This is a genomic window from Streptomyces sp. NPDC007157, assembly GCF_040634235.1.
Classification (GTDB): domain Bacteria; phylum Actinomycetota; class Actinomycetes; order Streptomycetales; family Streptomycetaceae; genus Streptomyces.
In genome coordinates this window covers 137,417-162,881 of record NZ_JBEYFE010000004.1, presented here as the reverse complement: position 1 = coordinate 162,881, position 25,465 = coordinate 137,417, and the positions used below count along the sequence as shown (strand labels likewise).

The window sequence follows — 25,465 nt, the reverse complement described above, 5'->3', positions numbered from 1 at the left end:
TGACCACACTTTTGACCGATCCGGTTGCCTGTCGTATGACAAACGGATCTTCCGAGTCGCGGACCCCTGTCGAGTCCGGGTCGCTCACGAGATATCTTGATGTCGAGCAATGTTGCAGACGTGGAGCGGAGCACCCGGTGACTGACTCGACCATCATCTACACCTACACAGACGAGGCCCCGGCCCTGGCGACGCACTCGTTCCTGCCGGTGATCCAGGCGTATGCCTCGCAGGCCGGTGTCGCCGTGGACATCCGCGACATCTCGCTGGCCGGGCGCATCATCGCCCACTTCCCGGAGTACCTGAACGAGGACCAGCGCATCCCGGACGCCCTGGCCGAGCTGGGCGACCTGGCCAAGACGCCCGAGGCCAACATCGTCAAGCTGCCGAACATCTCGGCGTCGATCCCGCAGCTGAAGGCCGCCGTCGCCGAGCTCCAGGGCAAGGGCTACGCGCTGCCGGCCTACCCGGACGACCCGAAGACCGACGAGGAGCGCGAGATCCGCGCCCGCTACGACAAGATCAAGGGTTCCGCCGTGAACCCGGTCCTGCGTGAGGGCAACTCGGACCGCCGTGCCCCCGCCTCGGTGAAGAACTACGCCAAGACCCACCCGCACCGCATGGGTGCCTGGTCCTCCGAGTCCAGGACCAACGTGACCACCATGGGCGAGAACGACTTCCGCTCCACCGAGAAGTCCGTGGTGATCTCCGAGGCCGGCGCCCTGAAGATCGAGCTGGTCGCCGAGGACGGCACCACCACCGTGCTCAAGGACTCCGTACCGGTCCTGGCGGGCGAGGTCGTCGACGCCTCGGTGCTGCACGTCGCCCAGCTCAACGACTTCCTGGCCGCGCAGATCGCCCGCGCCAAGCAGGAGGGCGTCCTGTTCTCCGTGCACCTCAAGGCCACGATGATGAAGGTCTCCGACCCGATCATCTTCGGTCACGTGGTGCGCGTCTTCTTCCCGAAGACGTTCGCGAAGTACGGCCAGACCCTCAAGGCGGCCGGCCTCAGCGCGAACGACGGTCTCGGCGGCATCCTCAAGGGCCTGGAGAACCTGCCCGAGGGCGCCGAGATCAAGGCCTCCTTCGACGCCGAGATCGCCGAGGGCCCGGCCCTGGCGATGGTCGACTCGGACAAGGGCATCACCAACCTGCACGTGCCCTCCGACGTCATCATCGACGCCTCGATGCCGGCCATGATCCGCACCTCCGGTCACATGTGGGGCCCGGACGGCCAGGAGGCCGACACCCTCGCGGTGATCCCGGACTCCTCCTACGCCGGTGTCTACCAGGCCGTGATCGAGGACTGCCGGGCCAACGGCGCCTTCGACCCGTCGACCATGGGCTCGGTCCCGAACGTGGGCCTGATGGCGCAGAAGGCCGAGGAGTACGGCTCGCACGACAAGACCTTCGAGATCGCCACCGCCGGCACGGTCCGCCTGGTCGACGCGGCCGGCAACGTCGTGATCGAGCAGCCGGTCGCCGCCGGTGACATCTTCCGCGCCTGCCAGACCAAGGACGCGCCGATCAAGGACTGGGTGAAGCTGGCCGTCAGCCGCGCCCGCGCCACCGGCGACCCGGCCGTCTTCTGGCTGGACGAGGGCCGTGCGCACGACGCGCAGCTGATCGCCAAGGTCAACCAGTACCTGACGGAGCACGACACCGAGGGCCTGGACATCAGGATCCTGGCGCCGGTCGAGGCCACCAAGCTGTCGGTGGAGCGCATCCGCCGCGGCGAGAACACCATCTCCGTCACCGGCAACGTGCTCCGTGACTACCTGACCGACCTCTTCCCGATCCTGGAGCTGGGCACCAGCGCCAAGATGCTGTCGGTCGTCCCGCTGATGGCGGGCGGCGGCCTGTTCGAGACGGGCGCCGGCGGCAGCGCGCCGAAGCACGTCCAGCAGCTGGTCAAGGAGAACTACCTGCGCTGGGACTCCCTCGGCGAGTTCTTCGCCCTGGTCCCGTCCTTCGAGCAGTACGCCACGGCCACCGGCAACGCCCGCGCCAAGGTGCTCGCCGACACCCTCGACCGCGCCACGGCGACCTTCCTCAACGAGGACAAGTCCCCGACCCGTCGCGTCGGCGGCATCGACAACCGCGGCAGCCACTTCTACCTGTCCCTGTACTGGGCGCAGGAGCTGGCCCGGCAGACGGACGACGCCGAGCTCGCCAAGGCGTTCGCGCCGCTCGCCGAGACGCTGACCGCCAGCGAGCAGCAGATCGTCGACGAGCTGCTCGCCGTCCAGGGCTCCCCGGCCGACATCGGCGGCTACTACCAGCCCGAGAAGGCCAAGGCGGACGCGGTCATGCGCCCGTCGGCCACCTGGAACGCGGCGCTCGCGTCCCTCTGAGCCGGTACCCCGGCCCCGGGGACCCGCTGAGGGTTCCTGATCGACGTCTCCGCCCCGGCAGGCAGCCCGCCCGCCGGGGCGGAGCCGTGTCCGCCCCTCGTGACGTGCGTATGCCGTTCGTGAAGTCTGCGTGTCGGGTGCGGCGGGCCGCTGGTCCGCCGTGACCCGCTGTGGTTCGCTCGACGCATGACGGTGCTTGTGACCCGACGCCATGTCGATCATGTGCGTGTCACCACCACAGGGTGTCGCGCCGAGAGCTGACGCTCCGCTCCGGCCCTTCCCTCGCTCTGCCCCGTTCCGCCGACGCGTGCCCGCACGCGCGCGCCGTCCTGCCTTCCCGCACGAGGAGCAGCACCATGAGCCAGCCCATCGACTCCGTCACCGCCGGTCACACGCCCGAGGAGCCGCCCGCCGGGCCGGACACCTCGGCCTGGTCGTTCGAGACCCGGCAGATCCACGCCGGGGCCGTCCCGGACCCGACGACCGGCGCCCGGGCGACGCCGATCTACCAGACGACGTCGTTCGTGTTCCGCGACACCCAGCACGCCGCCGACCTGTTCGCCCTCGCCGAGCCCGGCAACATCTACACCCGTATCCACAACCCCACCCAGGACGTCTTCGAGCAGCGGATCGCGGCCCTGGAGGGCGGAGTCGCGGCGGTGGCGCTGTCGTCCGGGCAGGCCGCGGAGACCCTGGCGATCCTGACGCTGGCGGCGGCCGGCGACCACATCGTGTCGAGCACGTCCCTGTACGGCGGCACCTACAACCTGTTCCGGCACACGCTGCCGAAGTTCGGCATCGAGGTGTCCTTCGTGGACGACCCGGACGACCCCGAGGCCTGGCGGGCGGCCGTCCGCCCGAACACCAAGGCGCTGTTCGCGGAGACGCTCGGCAACCCGCGCGGCAACGTGCTCGACGTACGGGCGGTCGCGGACGTGGCGCACGCGGCGGGCGTACCGCTGATCGTGGACAACACGGTCCCGACTCCGTATCTGCTGCGGCCCCTCGAACACGGCGCGGACATCGTGGTGCACTCGGCGACCAAGTTCCTCGGCGGGCACGGCACCGCCATCGCGGGTGTGGTCGTGGATGGCGGCAGCTTCGACTTCGGCACGCACGCGGACCGCTTCCCCGACTTCTCCGAGCCCGACCCCAGCTACCACGGGCTGCGCTACTGGCCGGCGCTCGGCCCGGGCGCGTACGCGATCAAGCTGCGGGTGCAGTTGCTGCGCGACCTCGGCCCGGCGCTCTCCCCGCACTCGGCGTTCCTGCTGCTGCAGGGCGTGGAGACACTGAGCCTGCGGCTGGAGCGGCACTCGGCCAACGCCCTGGCCCTGGCCGAGTGGCTGGAGCGGCGCGACGAGGTCGCCGCGGTGCACTATCCGGGCCTGCCCTCCAGCCGCTGGTACGAGGCGGGGCAGCGGTATCTGCCGCGCGGGGCGGGCGCGATCGTCTCCTTCGAGCTCCGGGACGGGATCGAGGCGGGCAAGCGGTTCGTGGACGCCGTCGAGCTGTTCAGCCATCTCGCCAACATCGGTGACGTCCGCAGCCTGATCATCCATCCGGCGTCCACCACCCACAGCCAGCTGGACGAGGAGCAACTGGCGGCGACCGGGACCACGCCGGGCCTGGTGCGGCTGTCCGTCGGCATCGAGAACCTCGCCGATCTCAAGGCCGATCTGGAGGCCGGTTTCCGCGCCGCGAAGGGCGCCGCGTCCTGAACGCCGCACCGCCTCACGAGGTCCCCCTTCCGCCGGCCGCGGTGGCCTGGCGGGAGGGGGAGCCGCCGGGCCGCCGGCAGTGGTACGCGGCACAGAAGCCGCTGCCCCTGGAGGCGGGCGGCGAACTGCCGGGGGTACGACTGGCGTTCGAGACCTGGGGCCGGCTGGCACCCGACGCCGGCAACGCGGTGCTCGTGCTGCACGCGCTCACCGGTGACAGTCATGTCGCCGGGGCCGCCGGACCGGGGCATCCGACCCCCGGCTGGTGGGAGGGCGTGGTCGGGCCGGGCCTGGCGCTGGACACCGACCGCTGGTTCGTCGTCGCCCCGAACGTCCTGGGCGGCTGCCGGGGCAGTACGGGACCGTCCTCCCCGCGCGCCGACGGGCGCGGCCCCTGGGGCGGTGCGTTCCCCTTCCTGACCCAGCGGGACCAGGTCGCCGCCGAGGCCGGGCTGGCCGACGCCCTGGGGATCGAGCGCTGGGCGCTGGTGGCCGGTGGTTCGATGGGCGGGATGCGGGCCCTGGAGTGGGCGGTGTCGTACCCGGAGCGGGTCGGTGCGCTGCTGCTGCTCGCCACCACGGCGGCGGCCAGTGCCGAGCAGATCGCCTGGGCGAACATCCAGCTCACCGCCATCCGCGCCGACCCCGGCTGGCAGGGCGGCGACTACCACGGCACCGGCCGCGCCCCGCACACCGGCCTGGGTCTGGCCCGCCGGGTCGCCCATGTCACCTACCGCAGCGAGCCCGAACTCGCGGTCCGCTTCGGCCGGGCCCCGCAGGGCGCCGAGAACCCTTTCGACGGCGGTCGCTACCAGGTCGAGTCGTACCTCGACCACCACGCCGCCAAGCTGACCGGGCGCTTCGACGCCGGCAGTTACGTCGTCCTGTCGGAGGCGATGAACGCCCATGACGCCGGCCGCGACCGGGGCGGCCCGCGGGCCGCCCTCGGCCGGGTCACGGCTCGCACCCTGGTGGCGGGCGTGGACTCCGACCGTCTCTATCCCCCGGCCCAGCAGGCCGAGTTGGCCGCGCTGATCCCCGGCGCCGACGGGCTCCGGCTGATCGAGTCGCCGTACGGGCACGACGGCTTCCTGATCGAGACCGGACAGGTGGGCGGCCTGGTCCGGGAGCTGCTCGGCCCGGCGTCGGTGTGACACCTTGATCCTGCACCCCGTCACCGACCACGCCCCGGGAGCCGCCCGTGTCCGAGCCGTCGTACGAACTGCTGCCCGGCGCCGCCGCGTCGCCCGTGATCCTGCACGTGCCGCACTCCGCGCGGGCGGTCCCGGCCGGCGTGCGCGCGGACATCGTGCTCGACGATGCCGCGCTGGAGCGGGAGTTGGACCACATCACGGACGCGCACACGGCCGAGCTCGCAGAGGCGGCGGCCGGGCTCGCCGGGGTGACTCCCTGGCGGTTCGTCAACCGGCTGTCCCGGCTGGTGGTGGATCCGGAGCGGTTCCCGGACGAGCGGGAGGAGATGCTCGCCGTCGGGATGGGGGCCGTGTACACGCGGACCACGCACCGGGGTGTGCTGCGGGACGAGCCGTTCGATCCCGGGCCGTTGGTCGAGCGGTACTTCCGGCCGTACGCCCGGGCGATGACGGAGGCGGTCGCCGGGCGGCTGGCGGCGACCGGGCGGGCCGTGGTGATCGATGTGCACTCCTATCCGAGCCGGGCGCTGCCCTACGAGTTGCACGGGACGGGGCCGCGGCCGCCGGTGTGTCTGGGCACGGACGGCTTCCACACCCCCGCCGAGCTGACGGAGGCGGCGCGCGCGGCCTTCGCGGGGTGTGGGGAGACGGGGCTGGACAGCCCGTTCGGCGGGGCCTATGTGCCGCTGGAGTTCTACGGGTCCGACGCTCGGGTCGGCGCTCTGATGATCGAGATCCGGCGGGACCTCTACATGACGGAGCCGGGCGGTCCGGCGGGGGCGGGAGCCGCCCGGCTCGCCACCGCGCTCGCCGTGCTGGTGGACTCCGTCGGCCGCTGACCCTCCGGCTGGAGCATTCCCGCAGGACACGCGGGTAGGGCCGTACGACCGTGGAGGCATGACCACGGAGATCACCGCGCCCACGACCACGGAGCCGGCCGAGCTCACCACGACGGAGCCGGCCGCGCCCCCGATGGCGGAGCCGGCTCCGCCCGTCTGTCCGGCGGCGCCGCCGGTACGGGACTGGCCCGCGTACGACCTGGAGGGCACCGAGTTCGACCCGATCCTCGCCGCGCTGATGCGGGAGGCGCCGGTGACGCGGATCCGGTTGCCGTTCGGTGAGGGCTGGGCGTGGCTCGCCACCCGGTACGAGGACGTCCGGACGGTCACCAACGACCCGAGGTTCAGCCGTACCGAGGTCACCCGGCGCCGGGTGACCCGGCTCGCCCCGCACTTCAAGCCCCGTCCGGGCTCGCTGGCCTGGGCCGACCAGCCCGACCACAACCGGCTGCGCAAGCCGGTCGCCGGTGCCTTCACGGTCGGCGCGATGAAGCGGCTGCGGCCCCGGGCGCAGGAGATCCTCGACGAACTCGTCGACGGGATGGTGCGGGAGGGACCGCCCGCCGATCTGATCGAGCGGGTGCTCGAGCCGTTCCCGATCACCGTGGTCAGCGAGGTGATGGGGGTGCCGGAGGCGGACCGGGAGCGGGTGCACGCCTGGACCCGGCAGATCATCTCCACTTCGGGCGGGGTCGAGGCCGCCGAAGCGGCCAAGCAGGGGCTGTACGGGTGGATCACCGGGGCGGTACGCGCGCGGGCCGGCGGCCCGGGCGACGACGTGTACTCGCTGCTCGGGGGTGCGGTGGCCCGGGGCGAGATCGGCGAGGAGGAGGCCGTGGGGCTGGCCGGTCCGCTGCAGATCGGCGGTGAGGCGGTCACCCACAACTGCGGCCAGATGCTGTACCTGATGCTCACCCGCCCGGAGCTGCTGGCGCGGCTGCGGGACCCGGCGGTGGAGCGCGGGCCGGTGTTGGACGAGTTGCTGCGCTGGATCCCGCACCGCAGCACGGTCGGGCTGGCCCGGATCGCCCTGGAGGACGTCGAGCTGGGCGACGGCACCCGGATCGCGGCCGGCGATCCGGTGTACGTCTCCTATCTCGCCGCCAACCGCGACCCGGCCGTCTTCCCCGACCCGGACGGTGTCGTCCCGGACCGCGAGCCCAACCCGCATCTCGCCTTCGGCAACGGCCCGCACTACTGCACGGGCGCGGTCCTCGCCCGGCTGCAGACCGAGCTGCTGGTCGACACCCTGCTCGACCGGCTGCCGGGGCTGCGGCTCGCGGTACCGGCCGAGGACGTGCGGTGGCGCCGCAGGACGATGATCCGGGGGCCGCTGACCCTGCCCGTCGCCTGGTGAGACGGAGCCGGACTCAGGCCCGCAGCCACTCCGTGACGATCACGTCCCCGCCGGTCCGCAGCCGGAGCGCGAACGGGCCGGCGGGCGGGGTGTCACTGGCGAACCGGCCCATGCCGTCGGCCGTGAGCGGGCGCGCCGCCGCCGGACCGCCGAGCACCTCGATCCGCGCGGACTGCGGGGGCAGCACCTGGCCCAGCAGTCCCTCGTCGGTGACCTCGATGTCCACGGTCAGATCGCCCGCCTGGAAGGTCAGCATCCGGGGCGGCGCCTCGGCCCCTCTGACCGGGAGGGCGTCGACCAGGGAGTCGAAGGTCAGCTCGGCGACCCGGGCCTCCAGGTCGTGCAGCACATAGGCGTCCATGGCCAGTTGGAGCAGCCCGGCCGGAAGCGGGTCGAGGACGGCGGCCGCCTGACGCAGCTCCTCCTCCAGGAGGTCCGCGTCGAAGTCGGTGCCGTCGAGGTCCTCCGCCACCGGGAAACCGTCGTCGCTCATACCGCACCCTTCGCGTCGAGCCGGGCCCGCAGCCGGCGCAGACAGCGCTGGCGCAGCGGGCCGATGCTGCCCACCGCGATGCCCAGCGCCACGGACACCTCGACATAGCTGGGCGGCGGTGAGGCCATCAGGACCCGCAGCAACTGCCTGCACCGGGCGCCGAGTTCCTCGAACTCCTGCCACAGCAGACGGATCCGCTCGGCCTCGTCCGCCTGGTCCTCCGCGTCGATCAGGGACTGCTCGGGCGTCCGGACCTCGCTGACCCGGTCCAGGACCTGCGGATCGTCGGTCGGCAGCAGCCGGGTCAGTCCGCGGATCACCTTCAGGCACTCGTTGCGTGCCGTGCTGGCCAGCCAGGAGCCCGCCTTGTCGGGTTCCCGGATCCGGCCCAGGTGCTGGGCGAACCGGAACCACACGGTCTGGTACACCTCGTGCCCGTCGGCGTCGGAGAGCCGATGCGCGCGCACCACGGACCACACCAGTGGGCTCAGCCCTTCCACGAGCGCCTTCCAGGCCGCCGCGTCGCCGTCGACGGCGGACTGGACCAACGCGCCGACCTCTGCTCGGTCCACGGTCCCACCCCTCGTGTACGGCAAGTCATGGTACGCCGTGGAGGGGAGTGTTCCGGGACTCAGGCCCCGGGAGCCAGCCGTACGACCGGGACCGGCTGCCAGCTCGCCGGGCGGAGCGCCGGTACATGGGCCCCGCGCACCTCGGCGTAATCCGTGCCGCTCTCCAGCAGTTGGGTGCGTGCGGCGCGCGGGTCGGACTCCTTGTGCGCGGTCATCCGGGCGGCGACGAGGCCGGCGACGACGGGGGTGGCGAACGACGTTCCGCTCCACTGTGCGAACCCTTCGAACATGACTTGGTCCGGTTTGCCGGGGCCGGTGGTCCCGGTGTCGGTCAACACGCCGGTGTGGCGCGGGTACTGGCAGGTGCAGGCGTAGGTGAAGCCGAACCGGCAGGCCTCGTAGGTGGTGTGCTGGTAAACGTACGGCACGGGCGCGGCGAAGCCGGCCAGGGAGCTGGTGAGTTGCTCGCCGGGGGCGTAGACCTTGACCCAGCCGCCGTGGTTGGTGAAGCAGGCGCCGTACTCGCCGTCGCTGCGCAGCGCGCCGACCGAGAGGACCGCGTTCTCGTAGCCGGGCAGGTCGGCGTAGGCGGCGGGCCAGAACGGGGTGGCGCTGCCGTTGTTGCCGGCGGCGGCGACCAGCAGGGTGCCGGGCTGGTCGCGCAGGGCCTGCATGAAGCTCTCGACGCCGAGGAGTCCGTCGGTGCTGCCGTTCGGGGTGCCCGCGGAGAGGCTGATGACATCCGGCCAGCCGTGCCGGTCGACCGCCTCGAAGAGCTTCGCGCCGAACTCCGACTCCAGGATGGCGCCCGCGTCGTTGAGGGTGTTGGTGACCGTGATGTCGGTGTTGGGGGCGAGGGCCGCGACGAGTCCGGCGATGAACGTGCCGTGGCCCACGTACTGCTGAAGGATGCCGTCGGCGTCCGTCTCCGCCAGCTGCGGGTCGCCCTGGACCCGGTCGAGGAGCGGGTAGCTGCGGTAGTCGTGCACCAGACCGGTGTCGATCACCAGCACGCCGACGGCCGTCTCGGGGTCGTGACTCCCCTCCACCGGCTGCGGGTTGGGCGTCTGGGTGATCAGCGCGGGGAGCGGCTCGGAGGGGTTGCAGGCATTGACCGTGGTGGACACGACGTGGTTGCGGCTGACCAGTCGGCGTCCGGTGCGGCCCTCCGCCTCCCGCAGCGCGCGCAGCGCGTGGCCGACCGCGCGGTCGCCGGACCGGTCGCCGTGGTTCGGGTCGCCGACCTGGATGCGGGTGATTCCGGTGCGGTTGGTCTCCGGGCCCGCCCGGCGCACCTGGTCGGCGACCAGGCCGGTGGTGGCGGTGAAGTGAGCGCGCACGGTGTCCTCGACGGCTCGGGCGTCCGCACCGTCGCGGGCGAGGACGACCCCCTTCTCGTAGAAGAACTCGGCGGAGTCGTCCGGCCCCATCGCCAGCGGAACGTCCGGCATGGAGCGCTGGATCTGATCGAACTGCTCGTGGAATCGCTGAGGTGCCATGGCCTGTCGTCCTCCCCCAGAAACGGCGTTCTTCAGTCAGAGTCTCTCGCCTGCCGCCTGATACAGCGCCAAACCGGTGGGGCATGAATGCCCAGGCCACTACCATCCGAGGGGTGACAGCGCGAAGCGAATCGGTTACGGAACTCCTGCCGATGGTGTTCGCCGCCCCCGGCGAGGCCCTGGCACGGGCGGAGCGGGTCCTCCGGTCCGATCCGTCGCCGCTGGACGCGTCCATCGCCCACCAGGTCATCGGCATCTGGCAACGGGACTTCGGTGACCTCGGCGTCGCCCTCGACCAGCTGCGGCGCGCCCGGGACTTCGCGGCGCGCGCGGACTCGGCGGAGCGGGAGGCGGACGTCCTCGCCACGCTCGGGGTCGCGCTGGTGCACGCGGGGCGCACCCGGGAGGGGCTGGCCGCGTTCGAGCGCGGGGTCGCGCGGGGCAGCGGACACACCCGGGCCCGGGTGCTGTACCGCAGGGCGTACGTCTGGTGGGTGCTGGGCCGGCACAAGGAGGCCCTGGAGGACGTACGGCGGGCGATACCGGTGCTGCGGCAGGCCGACGACGTCATCTGGACGGCCCGGGCGCTGACGCTCCGGGCCACTGTGCATCTGGCGCTCGGCGCGGTGGACCGGGCGGACGCGGACTTCACGGCGGCGGAGCTGCTGTGGGAGACGACGGGCCAGGAGCACGACAAGGCGGACGCGGTGGAGAGCCGGGGCCTGGCCGCGTTCAGGGCGGGCGACATCCCGGCGGCGCTGCGCCTGCTCGCCGAGGCCGAGGAGCGGTACGCCGAGCTGGGCACACCGACGTTCATGCTGTACATCCGGCGCTGCGAGGTGCTGATGGCGGCCGGGCTCGCGCCCGAGGCGCTGGCCGAGGCGGACGCGGCCATCGCGGCGCTGGACCGGCTCGGCGGCCAGTCCACGCGCAAGGCCGAACTGCTGCTGGCCGCCGCCCGGGCCGCGCGTTCGGCGGGGGACGCGCAGACCGCGATCGCCCGTGCCGCCGTCGCCGTACGGCTCTTCTCGGGGCAGCGGCGCAGCTGGTGGGAGACGCATGCCCGGCTGGTGCTGATCGAGGCGCGGGTGGCGGGCGGGGCCGCTTCGGGACGGCTGGTGCAGGACGCGGCGGCGGTCGCCGACCAGCTGGCCTCCTTCGGGGCGCCGGCCGCGCCGGAGGCCTCGCTGCTCGCGGGGCGGATCGCGCTGGCGCTGGGCTGGACGGCGGACGCGGAACGGCATCTGGCGGTGGCCGCGCGCAGCAGACACGGCGGACCGCCGCTGGCCCGGATGACCGGCTGGGCGGCACAGGCGCTGCGCGCCCGGGCGGCCGGTTCGCGGCGGGGCGTGCTGGAGGCCTGCCGGCGCGGCCTGGACGTCCTGGACGACCACCGGATGACGCTGGGCGCCTCGGAGTTGCGGGCCCGGGCCACCGCGCAGGGCGCGGAGCTGGCCGCGCTGGCCCAGCAGGCGAGCCTGACGCACGGCGGACCGCGCCGGCTCCTGGAGTGGAGCGAACGCTGGCGGGCCACGGTGCTGTCCACTCCCCCGACCCGGCCGCCCGCCGACCCGGCCCTGCTCACCTCGCTCACCGCGTTCCGTGAGATCGCCTCCCGCGCGGAGGACGCCCGCAGGCAGGGCCGTCCGGTGCCCGCGCTGGAGCGCGAACAGCGCCGTCTGGAAGGGGAGATCCGCTCCCGTACCCACCACATCCACGGCGACGCCCCCGGCGGCGGCGACCGCTTCGACCCGGCCCGGCTGCTCGACCGGCTCGGCGACGCCCGCCTGGTCGAACTCGCCGTGCTGGACGGGCGGGTGCACATCCTGCTGTGCGGACAGGGCCGGGTACGGCGCTTCGCGGGCGGCCTGCTGGCGGAGGCGGTCGCCGAGGCGGAGCACGTCCAGGCGGGGCTGCGGCGGCTGGCGCATCCGGGGGCGGAGAGGCGGCTCGCGGTGGTGGAGGCGGCCGGGCGGCGGCTGGAGGAGCTGTTGCTGGGCGCGGCGGCGGACCAGCTCGGCTCGGGGCCCGTGGTGATCGTCCCGCCGGGGGCGCTGCACCGGGTGCCGTGGGCCCTGCTGCCCTCGCTGCGGGAGCGGGTGCTCAGCGTGTCGCCGTCGGCGGGGAGCTGGCTGCGGGCCCGGGAGACCGAGCCGCCGCCGGGCGGCCGCCATGTGCTGGTCCGCGGGCCGGGACTGGCGACCGGGGGCGCGGAGGTGCCCGAGGTGGCGGGTCGGTACGCGACGGCACGGATCCTTGAACAGCAGGACGCCCAAGTCCCCCTTGTGCTGCACGAGTTGGACGGGGCGGCGCTGGCGCACATCGCGGCGCACGGCACCTTCCGCGCCGACAGCCCGCTCTTCTCCTCGCTGCGCATGGCCGACGGCCCGCTGATCGTCCACGACTTCGAGCGCCTGGCCCGCAGCCCCTACCGGATCATCCTCTCCAGCTGCGACACCGCCCGCCTCGCCTCGGTCGGCGCCGACGAACTCCTCGGCCTGGTCACGGCGTTGCTGCCGCTGGGCACGGCCGGCGTGGTGGCGAGCAGTGCGCCGGTCAACGACGCGGCCGTGGTCCCGCTGATGCTGGCCCTGCACAAGGGCCTGGGTGCCGGACTGTCGCTGGCGGAAGCGCTCCGGGACGCCCGGGCGGCCCTGCCGGGCGACGCGGTCCACCAGGCGACGGGCTGGGCGTTCGCGGCCTTCGGGGCGGCCTGAGCGACCGAGTCAAGCCGGCTGCGGTTCGGCGGGGCGCCGCGAAGGACCGTCGTCGGGGTGCGGCGCCGTCGTGGCTGGTCGCGCAGTTCCCCGCGCCCCTTCGGGGCGCCGGAGCGTCACGCCGACTCTTTCTCGGGCTGTTCCACCAGCCACGGCAGTGCCGCCCGGTCGCTCGCGCCGAGGCGGGTGTACGCGCTGTAGAGGTGGTTGCCCACCGTCCGTACGGACAGGGTCAGCCGCTCGGCGATCTGGCGGTTGCTGAGGCCGGCCGCGGCGAGCGTGACGATCTGCCGCTGCCGGGCGGTGAGTTCACCGAGGACCAGACCGGACAGGGCTGGGGTGCGGGCGCCCTGGCAGCGGCGGGCGAGGGCGACGGCGCGGGTGCGGGACATCCGGGCGGCCCGCGGGTCGCGGTGCGCGCGGACCGCCTGGGCGTGCGCCTCCGCCGCGAACAGCAGCAGACCGCGTTCGGCCAGCGCCTCCCCGGCCCGGTCCAGGGCGGCCCCGTCGCCCCGCGCGAGGGCCTCCGCGTGCCGGGCCAGGACGCCGTCCAGCCGTCCGGCGGCCGCCGCCGGCTCCCCCAGCCGTACTGCGCCGTAGTGCGCGAGACCCCCGTCCCCGCGCACTACGGCAGCTTCCCCCGACTCGGCGGCGGCACGGGCGAGTTCGGTACGGCAGGAGGCGTCGCCCGGCGCCGTCCGCAGTCCCTCCCTCGCCCACGCCGCCGCCTCTCGCAGCTCCCCCCGAAGCCGCGAGTACCGGGCACGCACGGCCGCGTACCCGGCCGGTACGGGCAGGCCTCCCGAGGCCAGCCACTCCCCCACCGGGGCCGGCACCTCCCGTACGTCCAAGTGGTCGACACATTCCGCGAGTTGTTCTTGCTCGTTCTTCAGGGCGGGTTCGCACTGGCCCGGGGTGCGGGCCAGGCGGCGGGCTCGGAGCCGGCCCGCGCGGGAGCGCAGCGCGGGGCCGTGCAGCGGGTGGGCGAGGCGGACCGCGCCCCGGTCGTCGACCTGGATCAGGCCGTCGGTCTCCAGCCGTTCGAGGATGCCGAGGTCGAGGCCGTCGTCGAGGTGCGGCGGCAAGGGCTCGGCGAAGGCGAGGCGTTCGAGGGTGTCGCGCTCACCGGGGTCCGGCCGGTCCAAGAGGGGCCTGATCCGGTCCCGCACGGTCGCGGTCAGCGGCAGCGGGCCGCGCCAGGCCCACTCGGCGGTGTCCGGCACCCGGTTCAGCGCACCGGACTCGCGCAGCGCGCCGAGCAGGTCCCGCAGCAGCCGCAGATCGCCCCGGCACACCCGGTGCAGCCGGCGCACGGTGAGCGGCTCCAGGCCGCCGCCGGCGAGCAGTTGGGCGGTCTCGTCGTACGGCAGCGGCTCCAGGGCGAGACGGGTGAGGAGTTCGCCGGTCCACAGCCGGGAGACCGCGCCGGGGACGGGCGCCGGGTCGGTGGCGGCCACCACGAGCCGGGTGCGGCCGTGCACGGCGAGCTGGTGGACGAGGGCGGCGGAGGCCTCGTCGAGGAGATGGGCGTCGTCGACGACGAGGAGCCGTACCCCCGAGAGGTGCTGGATCGCGGCGGGCAGCGAGAGGCGGCCGGGGAGCAGGTGCGCGAACGCCGCGAAGGGGAGGGCGGAGGTCTCGGGGGTGCCGGTCACCCGGACGCAGTCGGTGCCCCGCACGGCCTCCGTGACCAGCCGGGTCTTGCCGCCGCCGGCCGGTCCGGTCACCACGACACCCTGCCGGCCGATCCCCAGCGACCGCCTGACCAGCTCCAGCTCGTCCTCCCGGCCGGTGAACGGCCAGGGCGGTTCGAGGGTTCGCGCATCCTGTTCGCAACTCGTCACGTGAGTATGAGTCGCGTTACTCAGCCCTGATACAGGGGGACTTGAGTAGCTTCCGACTCAGGCGGCCGGCCGGGGGGAACGGCAGTCTGGGCGCATGACCCGACGCTACTGCTCGCTTCCGCGGCAGTCGGTCCCGGCGTTCGCCCCGGGGCTGGCCGCCGAGCGGCTCGGCGCGCTGATCGGCGGGTGGCGGATGTGGGTCAACGGCACGGTCCTGCACTACTACTTCTTCGACGCCGACTCCGACGCCTCGGTGATCCCGGTCCCGGGGACCGGGGAGACCCGCCGGGTGCCGTGGGCCGGCGCCAAGGAGCAGCGGGACTTGGTGCGCGAGTGCTTCCGGGAGTGGCAGGACCTCGGCATCGGGGTGACGTTCACCGAGGTCTTCGACCGCTGCGAGGCCGAGTTGCGGATCGGCTTCCAGCTGGGCGACGGCTCCTGGTCGGCGGTCGGCCGGGACGCGCTCTCGGTGGGCGCGGGCGAGCGCACCATGAACCTGGGCTGGGACCTGACCGAGGCCGGCGGGCGCTGGACGGCCCTGCACGAGATCGGGCACGCGCTCGGGATGCGGCACGAGCACCAGAGCCCGTTCGCCGGGGTCCACTGGGACGACGAGGCGGTCTACACCGACCTCGCCGGCCCGCCGAACCACTGGAGCCGGGACAGGACGGACTCCAACATCCTGCGGAAGCTGGACCCGGCCGAGGCCAACGGCTCGGTGTGGGATCCGCAGTCCGTGATGCAGTTCCCCTTCGGCCCCGGGCTGATCCTGGAGCCGGAGCAGTACCACAACGGTCTGTACCCGCCGGGTTCGCTGTCCCCGGCCGACAAGGAGTTCGTGCTCCGCTGGTACCCGCCCGCCGACGCCCCGGCCGCGCTGGCGCCGTTCCGCTCGGTGCCGCTCGGCCTCGGCCCGGGCGAGCAGGCGGACTTCGCCGTGGAGCCGCCGGAGACCCGCGTGTACCGCGTGGGCACCTTCGGAGAGAGCGACTCCGTCGTCGTGGTCTTCGAGGTGCGCGACGGGGAACCGCGCTACCTCACCGGCCACGACGACGGGGGCACCCCGCACAACACCGGGATCAGGGTCCGGCTCGTCAAGGGCCGACGCTACTTCGTCCGCGTCCGTCTCCATTCCACGTGGGGGTCGGGGGAGACAGCGGTCATGTGCTGGTGACACCGGCACAGGGCCGTGACGCGGAGGTCGGACCACTGTCCGGCGCCGGGGGAAGCGGTCGCGGCACGTAGCCTTCGGGGGAGGGATACGTGCCGCGGCCCTACCGGTGCGCTTTTCACTCCGCCGGGGATACGCCCCAGGGGCGCCGGACCCTGTCGACATGCGGCTCCGCCGCGTGGGCGCGACCGGCCCCCACGCACCCGCACCCGGTGCATCACCGCGTCCACCCCACCCCTCATCCGCCCAACTCCAGCGGCCGCCGCGGGTCCTTGGACCACTCCTCGAGCGAACCGTCGTACACGGACACGTCCGCACGGCCCAGCAGCGTGAGCGCAAGCGCCGCCCCCGCCGCCGAGATCCCGCCACCGCAGTAGAGGACGACCGGCGAGGCGTCACCCAACTCCCGCACCCTCGCGTCGAGTTCGGCGGGCGGCAGGCCCCGCCCGGGCAGGCTGACACTCCCCGGGATATGCCCCCGCCTGCTGTACCGCGTCGGCACGGACCCGGCGTACCCGCCGGAGGGCAACGCGCACACCAGCACCCCCGGCCGCTCCCCCCTGCTGATCGCAGCCACCTCCTCGATGTCCGACCAGAGTTCGGCCCGCGGCACCGGCGTCACCGGTACGGCGGCAGGCCCGGGGTCGCCGTCCCCCGTGGCCACCGGCCGTCCCGCCGCCTCCCACGCGGCCAGGCCGCCGTCCAGCACCGCGGCCGGTACCGAGATCGCGCGCAGCATCCACCACAGCCGGGCGGCCCAGATACCACCGCCGGTGTCGTAGGCGACGACCTCGGTCCCCTCCCCCACACCCAGCCGGGCCAGCGCGGCGGCCAGCGCGTCCGGGGCCGGAACGGCGAAGTGGTAGGGCGCGCCGGGATCGGAGAGGTCCCCGGTGAGGTCGGCATGGCGGGAGCCGGGGACATGCCGCTCGGCCCAGCCGGCGCGGCCGGAGGCGGAGCGGTGGTCGCCGTCGTGGCGCGGGGAGGGCAGCAGCGCGGTGGCGTCGAGGACGACCAGGCGCGGGTCGTCCAGGTGGGTGGCGAGCCAGGTGTCGTCGACCAGGGGGCCGGGGAGCAGGGTGGTCATGGCGGCCGATCGTACGCCCGTGACCTGGGCGTCTCATTTAATGGGCAGTAGCGTCCCACATTCCGGACGCGGCTTGCGCGGCATACGGGAGCTGCGGTTATGGTTTCGGCCATCTACGCGGGAGCCCCTCCCCGACCGGGCTGAGAGGGCGTCTGGGATCCGTTCGCCGAGCGCGGGCGCGGTCCCCATGGGGACGCCGACCGCACCAGAAGCGCTTTGCGCCCCGCGTAGGAGTCCACGTGCCCACAGCAGTAGAGCCGCAGTCCCCGGTGCCTGACCGCGCTGCCCGCTCCTGTTGTTGTCGCGCCCGCTGTCGTCACACCTGGTGTCGCCGGTCCCGCTGACCGCCGCCTCCCCCGCACCCCGCTCACCCCTCGCGCCCGCGCGCACCGCCTTCGGAGTACCCCCATGCCGCACATACGGGTCATGCTCGACTATTTCCATCCATGGCCTAATTCAGCCGGTCTCTACGTCGCCCGTGCCCGCCGCTGGTACGCGGCCGCGGGGCTGGACGTCGAACTCGTGGTGCAGGATCCGGGGCGCGGGGACACGCTGGAGTACCTGGCCCGGGGCGAGGTGGACTTCGGGATCTTCCCGCCGAACCGGCTGCTCGCCCGCCGAGCGGCACTCGGCCAGCCGCTGGTCGCGGTCGCCGCCGTCAACCATCGTGGTCTGGAGGCGATCCAGACCACGACCTCGACCGGTATCGGCCGCCCCCGCGACCTGGCCGGCCGCCGTCTCGCCTTCAACCCGACCCCGCGCGGGCGGGCCATGGTCCGCCATCTGGTGGCGGCGGACGGCGGCGACCCGGACGCGGTGATCACGGTCGACGCGGGCGCCCGTGAGCTGACCGTGGACGACATCGAGGCGGGCGAGGCGGACGCGACCTTCGGCAACTACTGGTCCTGGGACGCCCTGCGCGGCGACCTGCCCGAGCGACGGCGTCTGACCTGGCCGGTCGACGAGATCGGCGCGCCCCGCTACCACAGCTATCTGCTCGGCACGAGCGAGCGGCTGCGTGACGAGCAGCCGTCCCTGGTGCGGGACTTCCTGACCGTGACGGCCCGCGGCTACGCCACCGCGGCCGGGGAGCCCGACGCCACCCTGGAGATGCTGGAGCGGGTCATCCCGTACTTCCCGCGTCCGCTCATCGCCCGCTCCCTCGCCCTGATCGCGCCCACGTGGACCGATCCGCAGGGGCGCTGGGGTGTGATCGACGAGGACCGTATGGGCCCGTACGCGCACTGGCTCGCCGAGAACGGTGCGATCGCCCACGACCACGACTGGAACCGGTCCTTCACCAACAGCCTGCTGGACGTGACCGCATGACCCTGCTCACCCGGCGGCTCGCCGTCGACTTCAAGCGGGTGGACAGCGCGCTGTGTCGGGCCTGACCGCCCCGCACCGCCGCCCGACTCCCCTCCCCGTACGAAGGACCCTCCACCATGCTCCGCCGCACCGCGCTGTCGGCCCTGGCCGCCACGACACTGTTCGCCGTCACCACCGCCTGCTCGGCCGATGCCGACTCCACGGCGGCCGCCAAGGACGGCACCACCACCGTCACCCTGGCCCTGGACTGGACCCCCAACACCAACCACACCGGCATCTACGTCGCCCAGGCCAAGGGCTGGTTCAAGGACGCCGGGATCAACCTGAAGATCATCCCCTACGGCTCGACCGCGCCGGAGACCCTGATCGCCAACCACAAGGCCGACTTCGGCATCTCCTACCAGGAGGGTGTCACCACGGCCCGCGCCGCCGGCCAGGACATCACCTCGGTCTACGCCGTCACACAGAAGACGGACGTGACCGTCTCGGTGCGCGCCGACCGCACCGACATCACCTCGCCCAAGGACCTTGACGGCAAGACGTACGCCGGGTTCGGCGCCCCCTACGAGAAGCCGCTCCTCCAGAAGGTGATCAAGAACGCGGGCGGCGAGGGCGACTTCAAGCAGGTCACCCTCAACACCTCGGCGTACGCGGCGCTGTACGCGGGCAAGGCGGACTTCGCGATGCCGATGCCGACCTGGGAGGGGCTGGAGGCGAAGCTCAGCGGCAAGCCGCTGAAGGACTTCCAGCTCTCCGACTACGGTTTCCCGGCGATCTACTCCACGCTGATCGCGTCCTCCGACCAGTTCCTGAAGAAGAACCCGGCGGTGGCGAAGAAGTTCCTGGCCGCCGTCGACAAGGGCTACCGCTACGCGGCCGGGAACCCCGACCAGGCCGCCGACCTGCTCATCGCCGCCAACAAGAGCGTGCTCACCAACACGAAGCTGGTGAAGGAGAGTTCGCGGCTGCTGGCCGAGGAGTACTACAAGGGTGCCGACGGCACCACCGGCACCCAGAGCGCCGCGCGCTGGAAGGCCTTCGCCGACTTCGAGTACGACGCCGGACTGCTCGTCGACGCCAACGGCAAGAAGCTGACGAAGGCACCGGACACCTCGACGTTCTTCACCGACGCCTACCTCCCGGTCGCCAAGTGAAGCCGGTCCTGCGGTCGTTGTGGCCGCCCCTGCTGGTGCTCGCCGTGGTGGTCGGCGGCTGGCAGCTGTACGTGACGGCGGCCGGGGTCGACCCGACCACGCTGCCCTCCCCCGCCCGGGTGGCCGAGCAGGGCTGGGCGAACCGCCAGGACCTGTGGGACCAGACGCTGCCCACGCTCCAGGAGACGCTGCTCGGGTTCGCGCTGTCGTTCGCGGCGGCCTGGCTGGTGGCCGTGCTGCTCGACTTCTCCGCCGCCGCCCGGCGGGGCCTGTACCCGCTGCTGGTCGCCACGCAGACGATCCCGATCGTGGCGGTCGCCCCGCTGCTGATCATCTGGTTCGGCTTCGGGCTGCTGCCGAAGATGCTGGTGGTGACACTCACGACGTTCTTCCCGCTGGCCGCCAACCTGGCCGCGGGCTTCGCGGCTACCGACCGGGAGGCCATGCGGCTGCTGCGCTCGCTCGGCGCCGGGCGCCGGCGCGCGTTCCGGCTGGTGCGGGTCCCGAGCGCGATGCCGTACTTCTTCGCCGGGCTGCGGGTGAGCATCACCTACGCCGTCGTCGGCGCGGTGTTCGCCGAGTACGCGGGCGCCGAGTCGGGGCTCGGGATCTACATGCAGGCCCAGAAGAGCGCGTTCCGGACCGACCTCGTCTTCGCGGCGGTGGCGGTGACGGCCGCGCTGAGCATCGCGCTGTTCGGGGCCACCTATCTGCTGCAGCGGCTGGTGCTGCCCTGGGAACGGAAGGAGCGGCGGCCATGAGCGGTCTCAGTGTCGAGCGGGTGAGCAAGTCGTTCGGGGACCTCGACGTCCTGCGCGACCTCGACCTCACCGTGGAGCCGGGCGAGTTCGCCGCCGTGATCGGGCCCAGCGGCAGCGGCAAGAGCACCCTGTTCAACCTGGTGTCGGGGCTCGACCAACCCACCTCCGGACAGGTGCTGGTGGAGGACGAGCCGGCCGGGGTGGAATCCGGCAAGGTCGCCTACATGCCGCAGAAGGACCTGCTGTTCCCCTGGCGGACGGTCCTCGACAACACCGCGCTGGGCCTGGAGGCGCAGGGCGTGCGGAAGAAGGAGGCGCGGGCGCGGGCCGGTGCGCTGTTCGCCGACTTCGGCCTCGACGGCTTCCAGCAGGCCTATCCGTCCCAGCTCAGCGGCGGCATGCGGCAGCGGGCCGCGCTGCTGCGCACGGTGGTCCTGGAGCGGCCGGTGCTGCTCCTTGACGAGCCGTTCGGCGCGCTGGACTCGCTGACCCGCACGGAGATGCAGCTGTGGCTGGCCGGCATGTGGCAGCGCCACCGCTGGACGGTCGTCCTGGTCACCCATGACATCCGGGAGTCGGTGCTGCTCGCCGACACCGTCCACGTCCTGTCCCCGCGCCCGGCCACGGTGGTCGACCGGGTGGAGGTCCCGCTGCCCCGTCCGCGCGGCGCCGACGACTTCACGGCGCCCGAGTTCGCGGCGACGGAACGCCGGATCCTGGACTCCCTGCGCGGCACAACGGCGGTGAGTGCGCCGTGACTTCGCATCTCGCCCATGGTCTGGGCACCGAGCCGGTCGAGCCGGACTGGCCGGTGCTGACCGACACCGAGGTCACGGCCGTCACCGGTCCGGCCCGGGTGGTGTGGCGCAGCCCGCGTCCGCTGTCGGCGGCGGCCGTGGTGGAACGGGACGGGCGGCGGCTGTTCGTGAAACGCCACCATGTCTCCGTACGCACCCCGCGGGGCCTGGCGGAGGAGCACGCCTTCCTGCGCCATCTGCGGGAGCGCGGGGCGCCGGTGGTGGAGGTGCTGGACCTGGTGGAGCGCGGCGAGTGGACGTACGAGGTCCACTCGACCGGGACCGGCACGGACCTGTACCGGGACGCGCTGTCCTGGTCGCCGTTCCGCGGTACGGCCCATGCCCGGGCGGCGGGCGAGGCGCTGGCCCGGCTGCACCTGGCGGCGGAGGGCTTCGCCGCACCGCGCCGCTCACCGCAGCCGCTGGTCGCCTCGTTCACGGTGTTCGCGGCTCCGGACCCCTGGGCCGCGCTGACCACGTACACGGCCGAACGGCCCCGGCTGGCGGGGGCGTTGGCGGATTTTCCCTGGCACGAGGACACCCACCGTGTGCTGCTCCCGCTCCACGAGCGCCTGGCCCCGCACCTCCCGGCTCTCACCCCGTTGTGGACCCACAACGACTGGCACGCCTCCAACCTCCTGTGGGGCGAGGACGGCGAGGTCGCCACGGTCCTGGACTTCGGTATGAGCGACCGGACCACCGCGGTGCACGATCTGGCCACGGCCCTGGAACGCAACACCGTGCAGTGGCTGGACCCCGACCGCCCGGTCCAGGAGAAGCACGTGATCGAGCTGCTGCACGGATACCAGTCGGTGCGCCCGCTCACCGCCGCCGAATCGGCGGCCCTGCCCGCCCTCCTGCCGCTCGTGCACGCCGAGTTCGCCCTGTCCGAGCTGGACTACTTCCACGGGGTCACCCGGTCCCGGGAGAACGCCCGGCTGGCGTACGAGTACTACGTCGGCCATGCCGAGTGGTTCTCGGGACGGGCGGGCCACCGGCTGCTGGAGCTGGTGGCCGCGCAGGTGTGAGCCTCAGCGCCGACGCCATTCCGCCGCGAGGAGTTCGTAGGAGCGGACGCGGTCGGCCTGGTCGTGGGTGATCGTCGTGATGAGCAACTCGTCGGCGCCGGTGGCCTCCTGGAGCTGTTCCAGGCGGTCGGCGACGTGCCGCGGGCTGCCCACGAACTGGGTGTCGAGGCGGTCCTGGACCAGCTCCCGGTCCTCGTCCGTCCAGACGTGGGCCCGGGCCTCGTCGGGGGTGGGGAACGGGATGGCGCCCTCGGCGGTGCGGATGCTGCGGACCCAGGCGCCGTATCCGGTGGCGAGTTCGCGGGCGGTGGCGTCGTCCTCGGCCACCACGACGTCGGCGGAGACGCTGACGTACGGCTTGTCGAGAACGTCCGAGGGCTGGAAGTACGACCGGTAGCCGTCCACCGCCTCCAGGACCGTGGCCGGGCTGACGTGGTAGTTGGCGGCGAAGCGCAGGCCCCGCTCGCCCGCGGCCTGTGCGCTCTCGCCGCCGCTGCTGCCCAGGATCCACACCTCGAGCTCGGCGCCCTCGCCGGGCACGACGTGGGCCTCGACGCCGTCCTCGGTGCGGTAGGTCCCGGCCAGCAGCGCGAGGATGTCGTCGATCTGTTCGGCGTAGTCCTGGGACTCGGCGCCGGGGAGCAGCAGCAGCTTGCGGTGGAGCGCGATCCGCGGGGAGCCGAGGAGGCGGGCGAAGGAGAAGCGGGGCGGGATGACCAGGCCGCCCGGTGCCCGGCCGTCGGCCACCGGGGTCGTCGTCGGGCTGTCCGTCTTCTCCGCGGGCGGGCGGCCGCCGGAGCGGCCGAGGCCCAGGTCCAGGCGGCCCGGGTGCAGGGCGTCGAGGAGGCCGAACTCCTCGACGGTGGACAGCGCGGTGCGGTGTCCGAGCTGTACGGCGCCGGAACCGAGCCGGATGGTGGAGGTCGCGGCGGCGGTGAGCGCCAGGACCACCGCGGGGGACGTGCCGGCCACCCCCGGGTTGAGGTGGTGCTCGGCGAACCAGTAGCGGGAGTAGCCGAACTCCTCGGTGCGCCGGGCGAGTTCGATGGAGTTACGCAGCGCGTCGGCGGCGCTGGCACCGCTCGGGACCGGCACCAGGTCGAGGACGCCGAGGGGGATGTCAGACATGTGCGGGCTCCTCGGCGGCCGGGAGTACGGGTGCCCACGGGAACGGTGGGTCGGGGATGTCCTTGCGCAGGACCGGGGCCACCGCCGACTGGAACAGCTCCAGCGAGTCGCGGTGCTGGGTGTCCGTCAGCCCGCCGGCGTCGGCGTGCAGATGGAGGACCGTGTGCCCGAACTGGTCGTGATAGCGGTGCACCTTCTCGATGACCTGCTGCGGACTGCCGATCAGCGCCGAGCTGCGCTCGACGAAGTCCTCCAGGGTCTCGAAGACCACCGGCAGTCCGGCCCGCCGGAAGAAGGCCAGGTTTGCCTCGAACACCGGGCGGTAGGCGGCCAGCGCCTGCTGGCTGGTGGGCGCCACCAGGACGCCTGCCGTGCCCGCGCCGACGGCGATGTCCGCCGGGTCGTGGCCGTGGTGCTCCCAGCGTTCCCGGTAGTAGCGGATCAACTCGGCGTACGGCTCGATGGGATTGGTGACGTTCGCGGAGAACAGCGGGTCGCCGTAGCGCGCGGCGAGGTCGACGGACTCCCTGCTGGTGGCGCTGCCGTGCCAGACCCGGACCGGCCGCTGGTAGGGGCGCGGCCAGACCTCCGCGTCCGTCAGCTCCGGCCGGAACCTGGTCTTCGCCGTCACCTTGTCCTGCCGCCACAGCCGCCGGAACACCTCGTAGCTCTCGGCGTTGCGGTCCCACTGGTCCTCGGGCGTGACATGGAACAGCTCACGCTGGGCGGTGCCGTTGCCCTTGCCGATGATCAGGTCGAGGCGCCCCTCGGAGAGGTGGTCGAGGGTCGCGTAGTCCTCGTACGCCCGCACCGGGTCCAGCAGGCTGAGCGTGGTGACGGCGGTGAAGAGCCGAATGCGCCGGGTGAGCGCGGCGACATGGCTGAGCACCACGGTGGGCGAGGAGGAGATGAACGGGCGCTCGTGCCGCTCCCCCACCCCGAAGCCGTCGAAGCCCAGTTCCTCGGCGAGCACGGCGTTGTCGAGGACCTCGCGGAACCGCTCGTGGGTGGACTTCTGTCTCCCCGTGACCGGATCCGGGCGGTGCACGATCAGGGTGATCGCCAGGAACTTCACGACGCCACCCGCTCGTTCCGCTTCTCGTCCGGGTGGGCGAGGCCGAGGTGGTCGCGCAGCGTGGTGCCCTCGTACTCGGTGCGGAAGACCCCCTGCTCCTGGAGCAGCGGTACGACCGTGTCGGCGAAGAGGTCGAGGCCGCCGGGGGTGATGTGCGGGACCAGGATGAAGCCGTCGGAGACGTCCGCCTGCACGAAGTCGTTGATCGTGCGGGCGACGGTGGCCGGGGAGCCGACGAAGGTCTGCCGGTTGCCGGTGTTGATCACGAGGTCGCGGATGGACCACTTGTTGGCCTCGGCGAGCTCGCGCCACTCGCGGGCGACGGCGATCGGGTCGCGGTACATCCGGACCTGCGCGCGGCCCCGGGAGATGTGCTCCTCGCTCACCAGCGGGTCCACGTCGGGCAGCGGTCCCTCGGGGTCGTACGACGACAGGTCCCGGTTCCAGACGAACTCCAGGTGCTTGAGGGCCGTCGCGCCGCTGACCTGCTGGCGGCGCACCTGGTGGGCGATCTCCTCGGCCTCCTCGTCGGTGTCGCCGAGGACGAAGCTGGCGGCGGGCAGGATCAGCAGTTCGTCGGGGCTGCGGCCGTACTTGGCGAGGCGGGACTTCACGTCGGTGTAGAAGGCCTGGCCGGCGTCGAGGGTGGCGTACCGGCTGAAGATCGCGTCGGCACCGGACGCGGCGAACTCGCGGCCCTCGTCGGACTCGCCGGCCTGGAAGATCACCGGGCGGCCCTGCGGGGAGCGCGGCACGTTGAACTGGCCGTGGATGTCGAACTGGTGGCCCTTGTGCACGAAGGAGCCGGCCCTGGCGTCGCTCAGGAAGGTGCCGGTGGCCTGGTCGGCGATGATCTCGTCGCCGTGCCAGGAGTCGAAGAGTTCGTTCGCGGTGGCGAGGAACTCCTTGGCGCGGGAGTAGCGCTCGTCCTGCGGCAGGAAGCCGCCGCGCCGGAAGTTCTCGCCGGTGAAGGCGTCCCAGGAGGTGACCACGTTCCAGGCGGCCCGGCCGCCGGAGAGGTGGTCGAGGCTGGCGAACTGGCGGGCCACCTCGTAGGGCTCGTTGAAGGTGGAGTTGATGGTGCCGGTCAGGCCGAGGTGCTCGGTGACGGCGGCCAGCGCGGCCAGCACGGTGAAGGTGTCGGGGCGGCCGACGACGTCCAGGTCGTATATCTTCCCGCCCTGTTCGCGCAGCCTCAGGCCCTCGGCGAGGAACAGGAAGTCGAACCTGGCGCGTTCGGCGGTCTTCGCGAAGTGCGTGAAGGAGCTGAACTCGATGTGGCTGCCGGCGGCCGGGTCGCTCCACACGGTGGTGTTGTTGACGCCGGGGAAGTGCGCGGCCAGGTGGATCTGCTTCAGGGGCTTGCTCATGTCGGGTGCGGTCCT

The 25,465-nt window shown here is 72.9% G+C and carries 20 protein-coding genes; 12 read left to right on the top strand and 8 right to left on the bottom strand.

Going from position 1 to position 25,465, the window contains the following annotated elements; genetic code table 11:
- The first annotated feature begins 137 nt into the window (after nt 1-137).
- The 5 genes from ABZ642_RS08670 to ABZ642_RS08650 all read left to right on the top strand — a co-directional run bounded on the left by ABZ642_RS08670 (nt 138) and on the right by ABZ642_RS08650 (nt 7,425).
- Complete coding sequence (locus ABZ642_RS08670; RefSeq protein ID WP_360479290.1) at nt 138-2,354, top strand: NADP-dependent isocitrate dehydrogenase; 2,217 nt, start codon at nt 138-140, stop codon at nt 2,352-2,354.
- Between the two features lie 356 nt (nt 2,355-2,710).
- Nucleotides 2,711-4,075 (top strand): bifunctional o-acetylhomoserine/o-acetylserine sulfhydrylase, encoded by a 1,365-nt coding sequence (locus ABZ642_RS08665; protein WP_360479287.1) that lies wholly within the window; start codon nt 2,711-2,713, stop codon nt 4,073-4,075.
- A gap of 41 nt (nt 4,076-4,116) precedes the next feature.
- Nucleotides 4,117-5,229, top strand: a complete 1,113-nt coding sequence (locus tag ABZ642_RS08660) for a homoserine O-acetyltransferase (protein WP_360479284.1) — start codon at nt 4,117-4,119, stop codon at nt 5,227-5,229.
- Nucleotides 5,230-5,276: 47 nt separating this feature from the next.
- Nucleotides 5,277-6,068, top strand: coding sequence for an N-formylglutamate amidohydrolase (locus ABZ642_RS08655; RefSeq protein WP_360479281.1), 792 nt, complete (start codon nt 5,277-5,279; stop codon nt 6,066-6,068).
- A gap of 133 nt (nt 6,069-6,201) precedes the next feature.
- Nucleotides 6,202-7,425 carry a cytochrome P450 gene (locus ABZ642_RS08650; protein ID WP_360480166.1) on the top strand — a complete coding sequence of 408 codons (1,224 nt, stop codon included), beginning with the start codon at nt 6,202-6,204 and terminating at the stop codon, nt 7,423-7,425.
- A gap of 13 nt (nt 7,426-7,438) precedes the next feature.
- Here the strand turns inward: ABZ642_RS08650 and ABZ642_RS08645 are convergent, their stop codons facing one another.
- From ABZ642_RS08645 to ABZ642_RS08635, 3 genes are read right to left on the bottom strand one after another with little or no spacing between them, the layout of a single operon-like run.
- Nucleotides 7,439-7,918 carry a hypothetical protein gene (locus tag ABZ642_RS08645; RefSeq protein WP_360479278.1) on the bottom strand — a complete coding sequence of 160 codons (480 nt, stop codon included), beginning with the start codon at nt 7,916-7,918 and terminating at the stop codon, nt 7,439-7,441.
- On the bottom strand, nt 7,915-8,553 hold the full coding sequence (locus tag ABZ642_RS08640; RefSeq protein ID WP_360480163.1) for a sigma-70 family RNA polymerase sigma factor: 639 nt from the start codon (nt 8,551-8,553) through the stop codon (nt 7,915-7,917). The genes ABZ642_RS08645 and ABZ642_RS08640 overlap by 4 nt, the downstream gene beginning before the upstream one ends.
- Nucleotides 8,550-9,989, bottom strand: a complete 1,440-nt coding sequence (locus ABZ642_RS08635) for a S8/S53 family peptidase (protein ID WP_360479275.1) — start codon at nt 9,987-9,989, stop codon at nt 8,550-8,552. The genes ABZ642_RS08640 and ABZ642_RS08635 overlap by 4 nt, the downstream gene beginning before the upstream one ends.
- A gap of 152 nt (nt 9,990-10,141) precedes the next feature.
- Here ABZ642_RS08635 and ABZ642_RS08630 point away from each other — a divergent pair, with 152 nt between their 5' ends.
- The gene (locus ABZ642_RS08630; RefSeq protein WP_360480160.1) at nt 10,142-12,706 is read left to right on the top strand and encodes a CHAT domain-containing tetratricopeptide repeat protein; all 2,565 of its coding nucleotides are present in this window, start codon (nt 10,142-10,144) and stop codon (nt 12,704-12,706) included.
- A gap of 116 nt (nt 12,707-12,822) precedes the next feature.
- Here the strand turns inward: ABZ642_RS08630 and ABZ642_RS08625 are convergent, their stop codons facing one another.
- On the bottom strand, nt 12,823-14,550 hold the full coding sequence (locus ABZ642_RS08625) for a LuxR C-terminal-related transcriptional regulator (RefSeq protein WP_360479272.1): 1,728 nt from the start codon (nt 14,548-14,550) through the stop codon (nt 12,823-12,825).
- A 94-nt stretch (nt 14,551-14,644) separates the two neighbouring features.
- Between ABZ642_RS08625 and ABZ642_RS08620 the strand changes: the two genes are divergently transcribed.
- Nucleotides 14,645-15,724 (top strand): M12 family metallopeptidase, encoded by a 1,080-nt coding sequence (locus ABZ642_RS08620; RefSeq protein ID WP_360479269.1) that lies wholly within the window; start codon nt 14,645-14,647, stop codon nt 15,722-15,724.
- 235 nt (nt 15,725-15,959) lie between these two features.
- Here the strand turns inward: ABZ642_RS08620 and ABZ642_RS08615 are convergent, their stop codons facing one another.
- Nucleotides 15,960-16,808 carry a rhodanese-like domain-containing protein gene (locus tag ABZ642_RS08615; RefSeq protein WP_360479266.1) on the bottom strand — a complete coding sequence of 283 codons (849 nt, stop codon included), beginning with the start codon at nt 16,806-16,808 and terminating at the stop codon, nt 15,960-15,962.
- A 408-nt stretch (nt 16,809-17,216) separates the two neighbouring features.
- On the opposite strand from ABZ642_RS08615, the gene ABZ642_RS08610 reads away from it, so the two are divergent.
- From ABZ642_RS08610 to ABZ642_RS08590, 5 genes are all read left to right on the top strand, one after another.
- Nucleotides 17,217-18,137, top strand: coding sequence for an ABC transporter substrate-binding protein (locus ABZ642_RS08610; RefSeq protein ID WP_360479263.1), 921 nt, complete (start codon nt 17,217-17,219; stop codon nt 18,135-18,137).
- 116 nt (nt 18,138-18,253) lie between these two features.
- On the top strand, nt 18,254-19,291 hold the full coding sequence (locus ABZ642_RS08605; RefSeq protein WP_360479260.1) for an ABC transporter substrate-binding protein: 1,038 nt from the start codon (nt 18,254-18,256) through the stop codon (nt 19,289-19,291).
- Complete coding sequence (locus tag ABZ642_RS08600) at nt 19,288-20,052, top strand: ABC transporter permease (RefSeq protein ID WP_360479257.1); 765 nt, start codon at nt 19,288-19,290, stop codon at nt 20,050-20,052. Before ABZ642_RS08605 ends, ABZ642_RS08600 begins: the two co-directional genes overlap by 4 nt.
- Nucleotides 20,049-20,810, top strand: a complete 762-nt coding sequence (locus ABZ642_RS08595) for an ABC transporter ATP-binding protein (RefSeq protein WP_360479254.1) — start codon at nt 20,049-20,051, stop codon at nt 20,808-20,810. Before ABZ642_RS08600 ends, ABZ642_RS08595 begins: the two co-directional genes overlap by 4 nt.
- Nucleotides 20,807-21,877 (top strand): phosphotransferase, encoded by a 1,071-nt coding sequence (locus tag ABZ642_RS08590; RefSeq protein WP_360479251.1) that lies wholly within the window; start codon nt 20,807-20,809, stop codon nt 21,875-21,877. Before ABZ642_RS08595 ends, ABZ642_RS08590 begins: the two co-directional genes overlap by 4 nt.
- A 3-nt stretch (nt 21,878-21,880) precedes the next feature.
- Here the strand turns inward: ABZ642_RS08590 and ABZ642_RS08585 are convergent, their stop codons facing one another.
- The 3 genes from ABZ642_RS08585 to ABZ642_RS08575 are packed head-to-tail and all read right to left on the bottom strand — an operon-like array spanning nt 21,881 to nt 25,450.
- Nucleotides 21,881-23,005, bottom strand: coding sequence for an LLM class flavin-dependent oxidoreductase (locus tag ABZ642_RS08585; protein WP_360479248.1), 1,125 nt, complete (start codon nt 23,003-23,005; stop codon nt 21,881-21,883).
- Nucleotides 22,998-24,080: an LLM class flavin-dependent oxidoreductase gene (locus tag ABZ642_RS08580; protein WP_360479245.1), complete on the bottom strand. Its 1,083-nt coding sequence runs from the start codon at nt 24,078-24,080 to the stop codon at nt 22,998-23,000. The genes ABZ642_RS08585 and ABZ642_RS08580 overlap by 8 nt, the downstream gene beginning before the upstream one ends.
- Nucleotides 24,077-25,450 carry an NtaA/DmoA family FMN-dependent monooxygenase gene (locus ABZ642_RS08575; protein WP_360479242.1) on the bottom strand — a complete coding sequence of 458 codons (1,374 nt, stop codon included), beginning with the start codon at nt 25,448-25,450 and terminating at the stop codon, nt 24,077-24,079. The genes ABZ642_RS08580 and ABZ642_RS08575 overlap by 4 nt, the downstream gene beginning before the upstream one ends.
- Nucleotides 25,451-25,465 lie beyond the last annotated feature (15 nt).

Bases quoted from the DNA above. Each gene is read 5' to 3' on its own strand.
- ABZ642_RS08595 (WP_360479254.1), top strand. From the start codon at position 20,049: ATGAGCGGTCTCAGTGTCGAGCGGGTGAGCAAGTCGTTCGGGGACCTC.
- ABZ642_RS08585 (WP_360479248.1), bottom strand. From the start codon at position 23,005: ATGTCTGACATCCCCCTCGGCGTCCTCGACCTGGTGCCGGTCCCGAGC.
- ABZ642_RS08575 (WP_360479242.1), bottom strand. From the start codon at position 25,450: ATGAGCAAGCCCCTGAAGCAGATCCACCTGGCCGCGCACTTCCCCGGC.
- ABZ642_RS08650 (WP_360480166.1), top strand. From the start codon at position 6,202: ATGGCGGAGCCGGCTCCGCCCGTCTGTCCGGCGGCGCCGCCGGTACGG.
- ABZ642_RS08620 (WP_360479269.1), top strand. From the start codon at position 14,645: ATGACCCGACGCTACTGCTCGCTTCCGCGGCAGTCGGTCCCGGCGTTC.
- ABZ642_RS08635 (WP_360479275.1), bottom strand. From the start codon at position 9,989: ATGGCACCTCAGCGATTCCACGAGCAGTTCGATCAGATCCAGCGCTCC.
- ABZ642_RS08645 (WP_360479278.1), bottom strand. From the start codon at position 7,918: ATGAGCGACGACGGTTTCCCGGTGGCGGAGGACCTCGACGGCACCGAC.
- ABZ642_RS08610 (WP_360479263.1), top strand. From the start codon at position 17,217: ATGCCGCACATACGGGTCATGCTCGACTATTTCCATCCATGGCCTAAT.
- ABZ642_RS08615 (WP_360479266.1), bottom strand. From the start codon at position 16,808: ATGACCACCCTGCTCCCCGGCCCCCTGGTCGACGACACCTGGCTCGCC.
- ABZ642_RS08630 (WP_360480160.1), top strand. From the start codon at position 10,142: ATGGTGTTCGCCGCCCCCGGCGAGGCCCTGGCACGGGCGGAGCGGGTC.
- ABZ642_RS08665 (WP_360479287.1), top strand. From the start codon at position 2,711: ATGAGCCAGCCCATCGACTCCGTCACCGCCGGTCACACGCCCGAGGAG.
- ABZ642_RS08605 (WP_360479260.1), top strand. From the start codon at position 18,254: ATGCTCCGCCGCACCGCGCTGTCGGCCCTGGCCGCCACGACACTGTTC.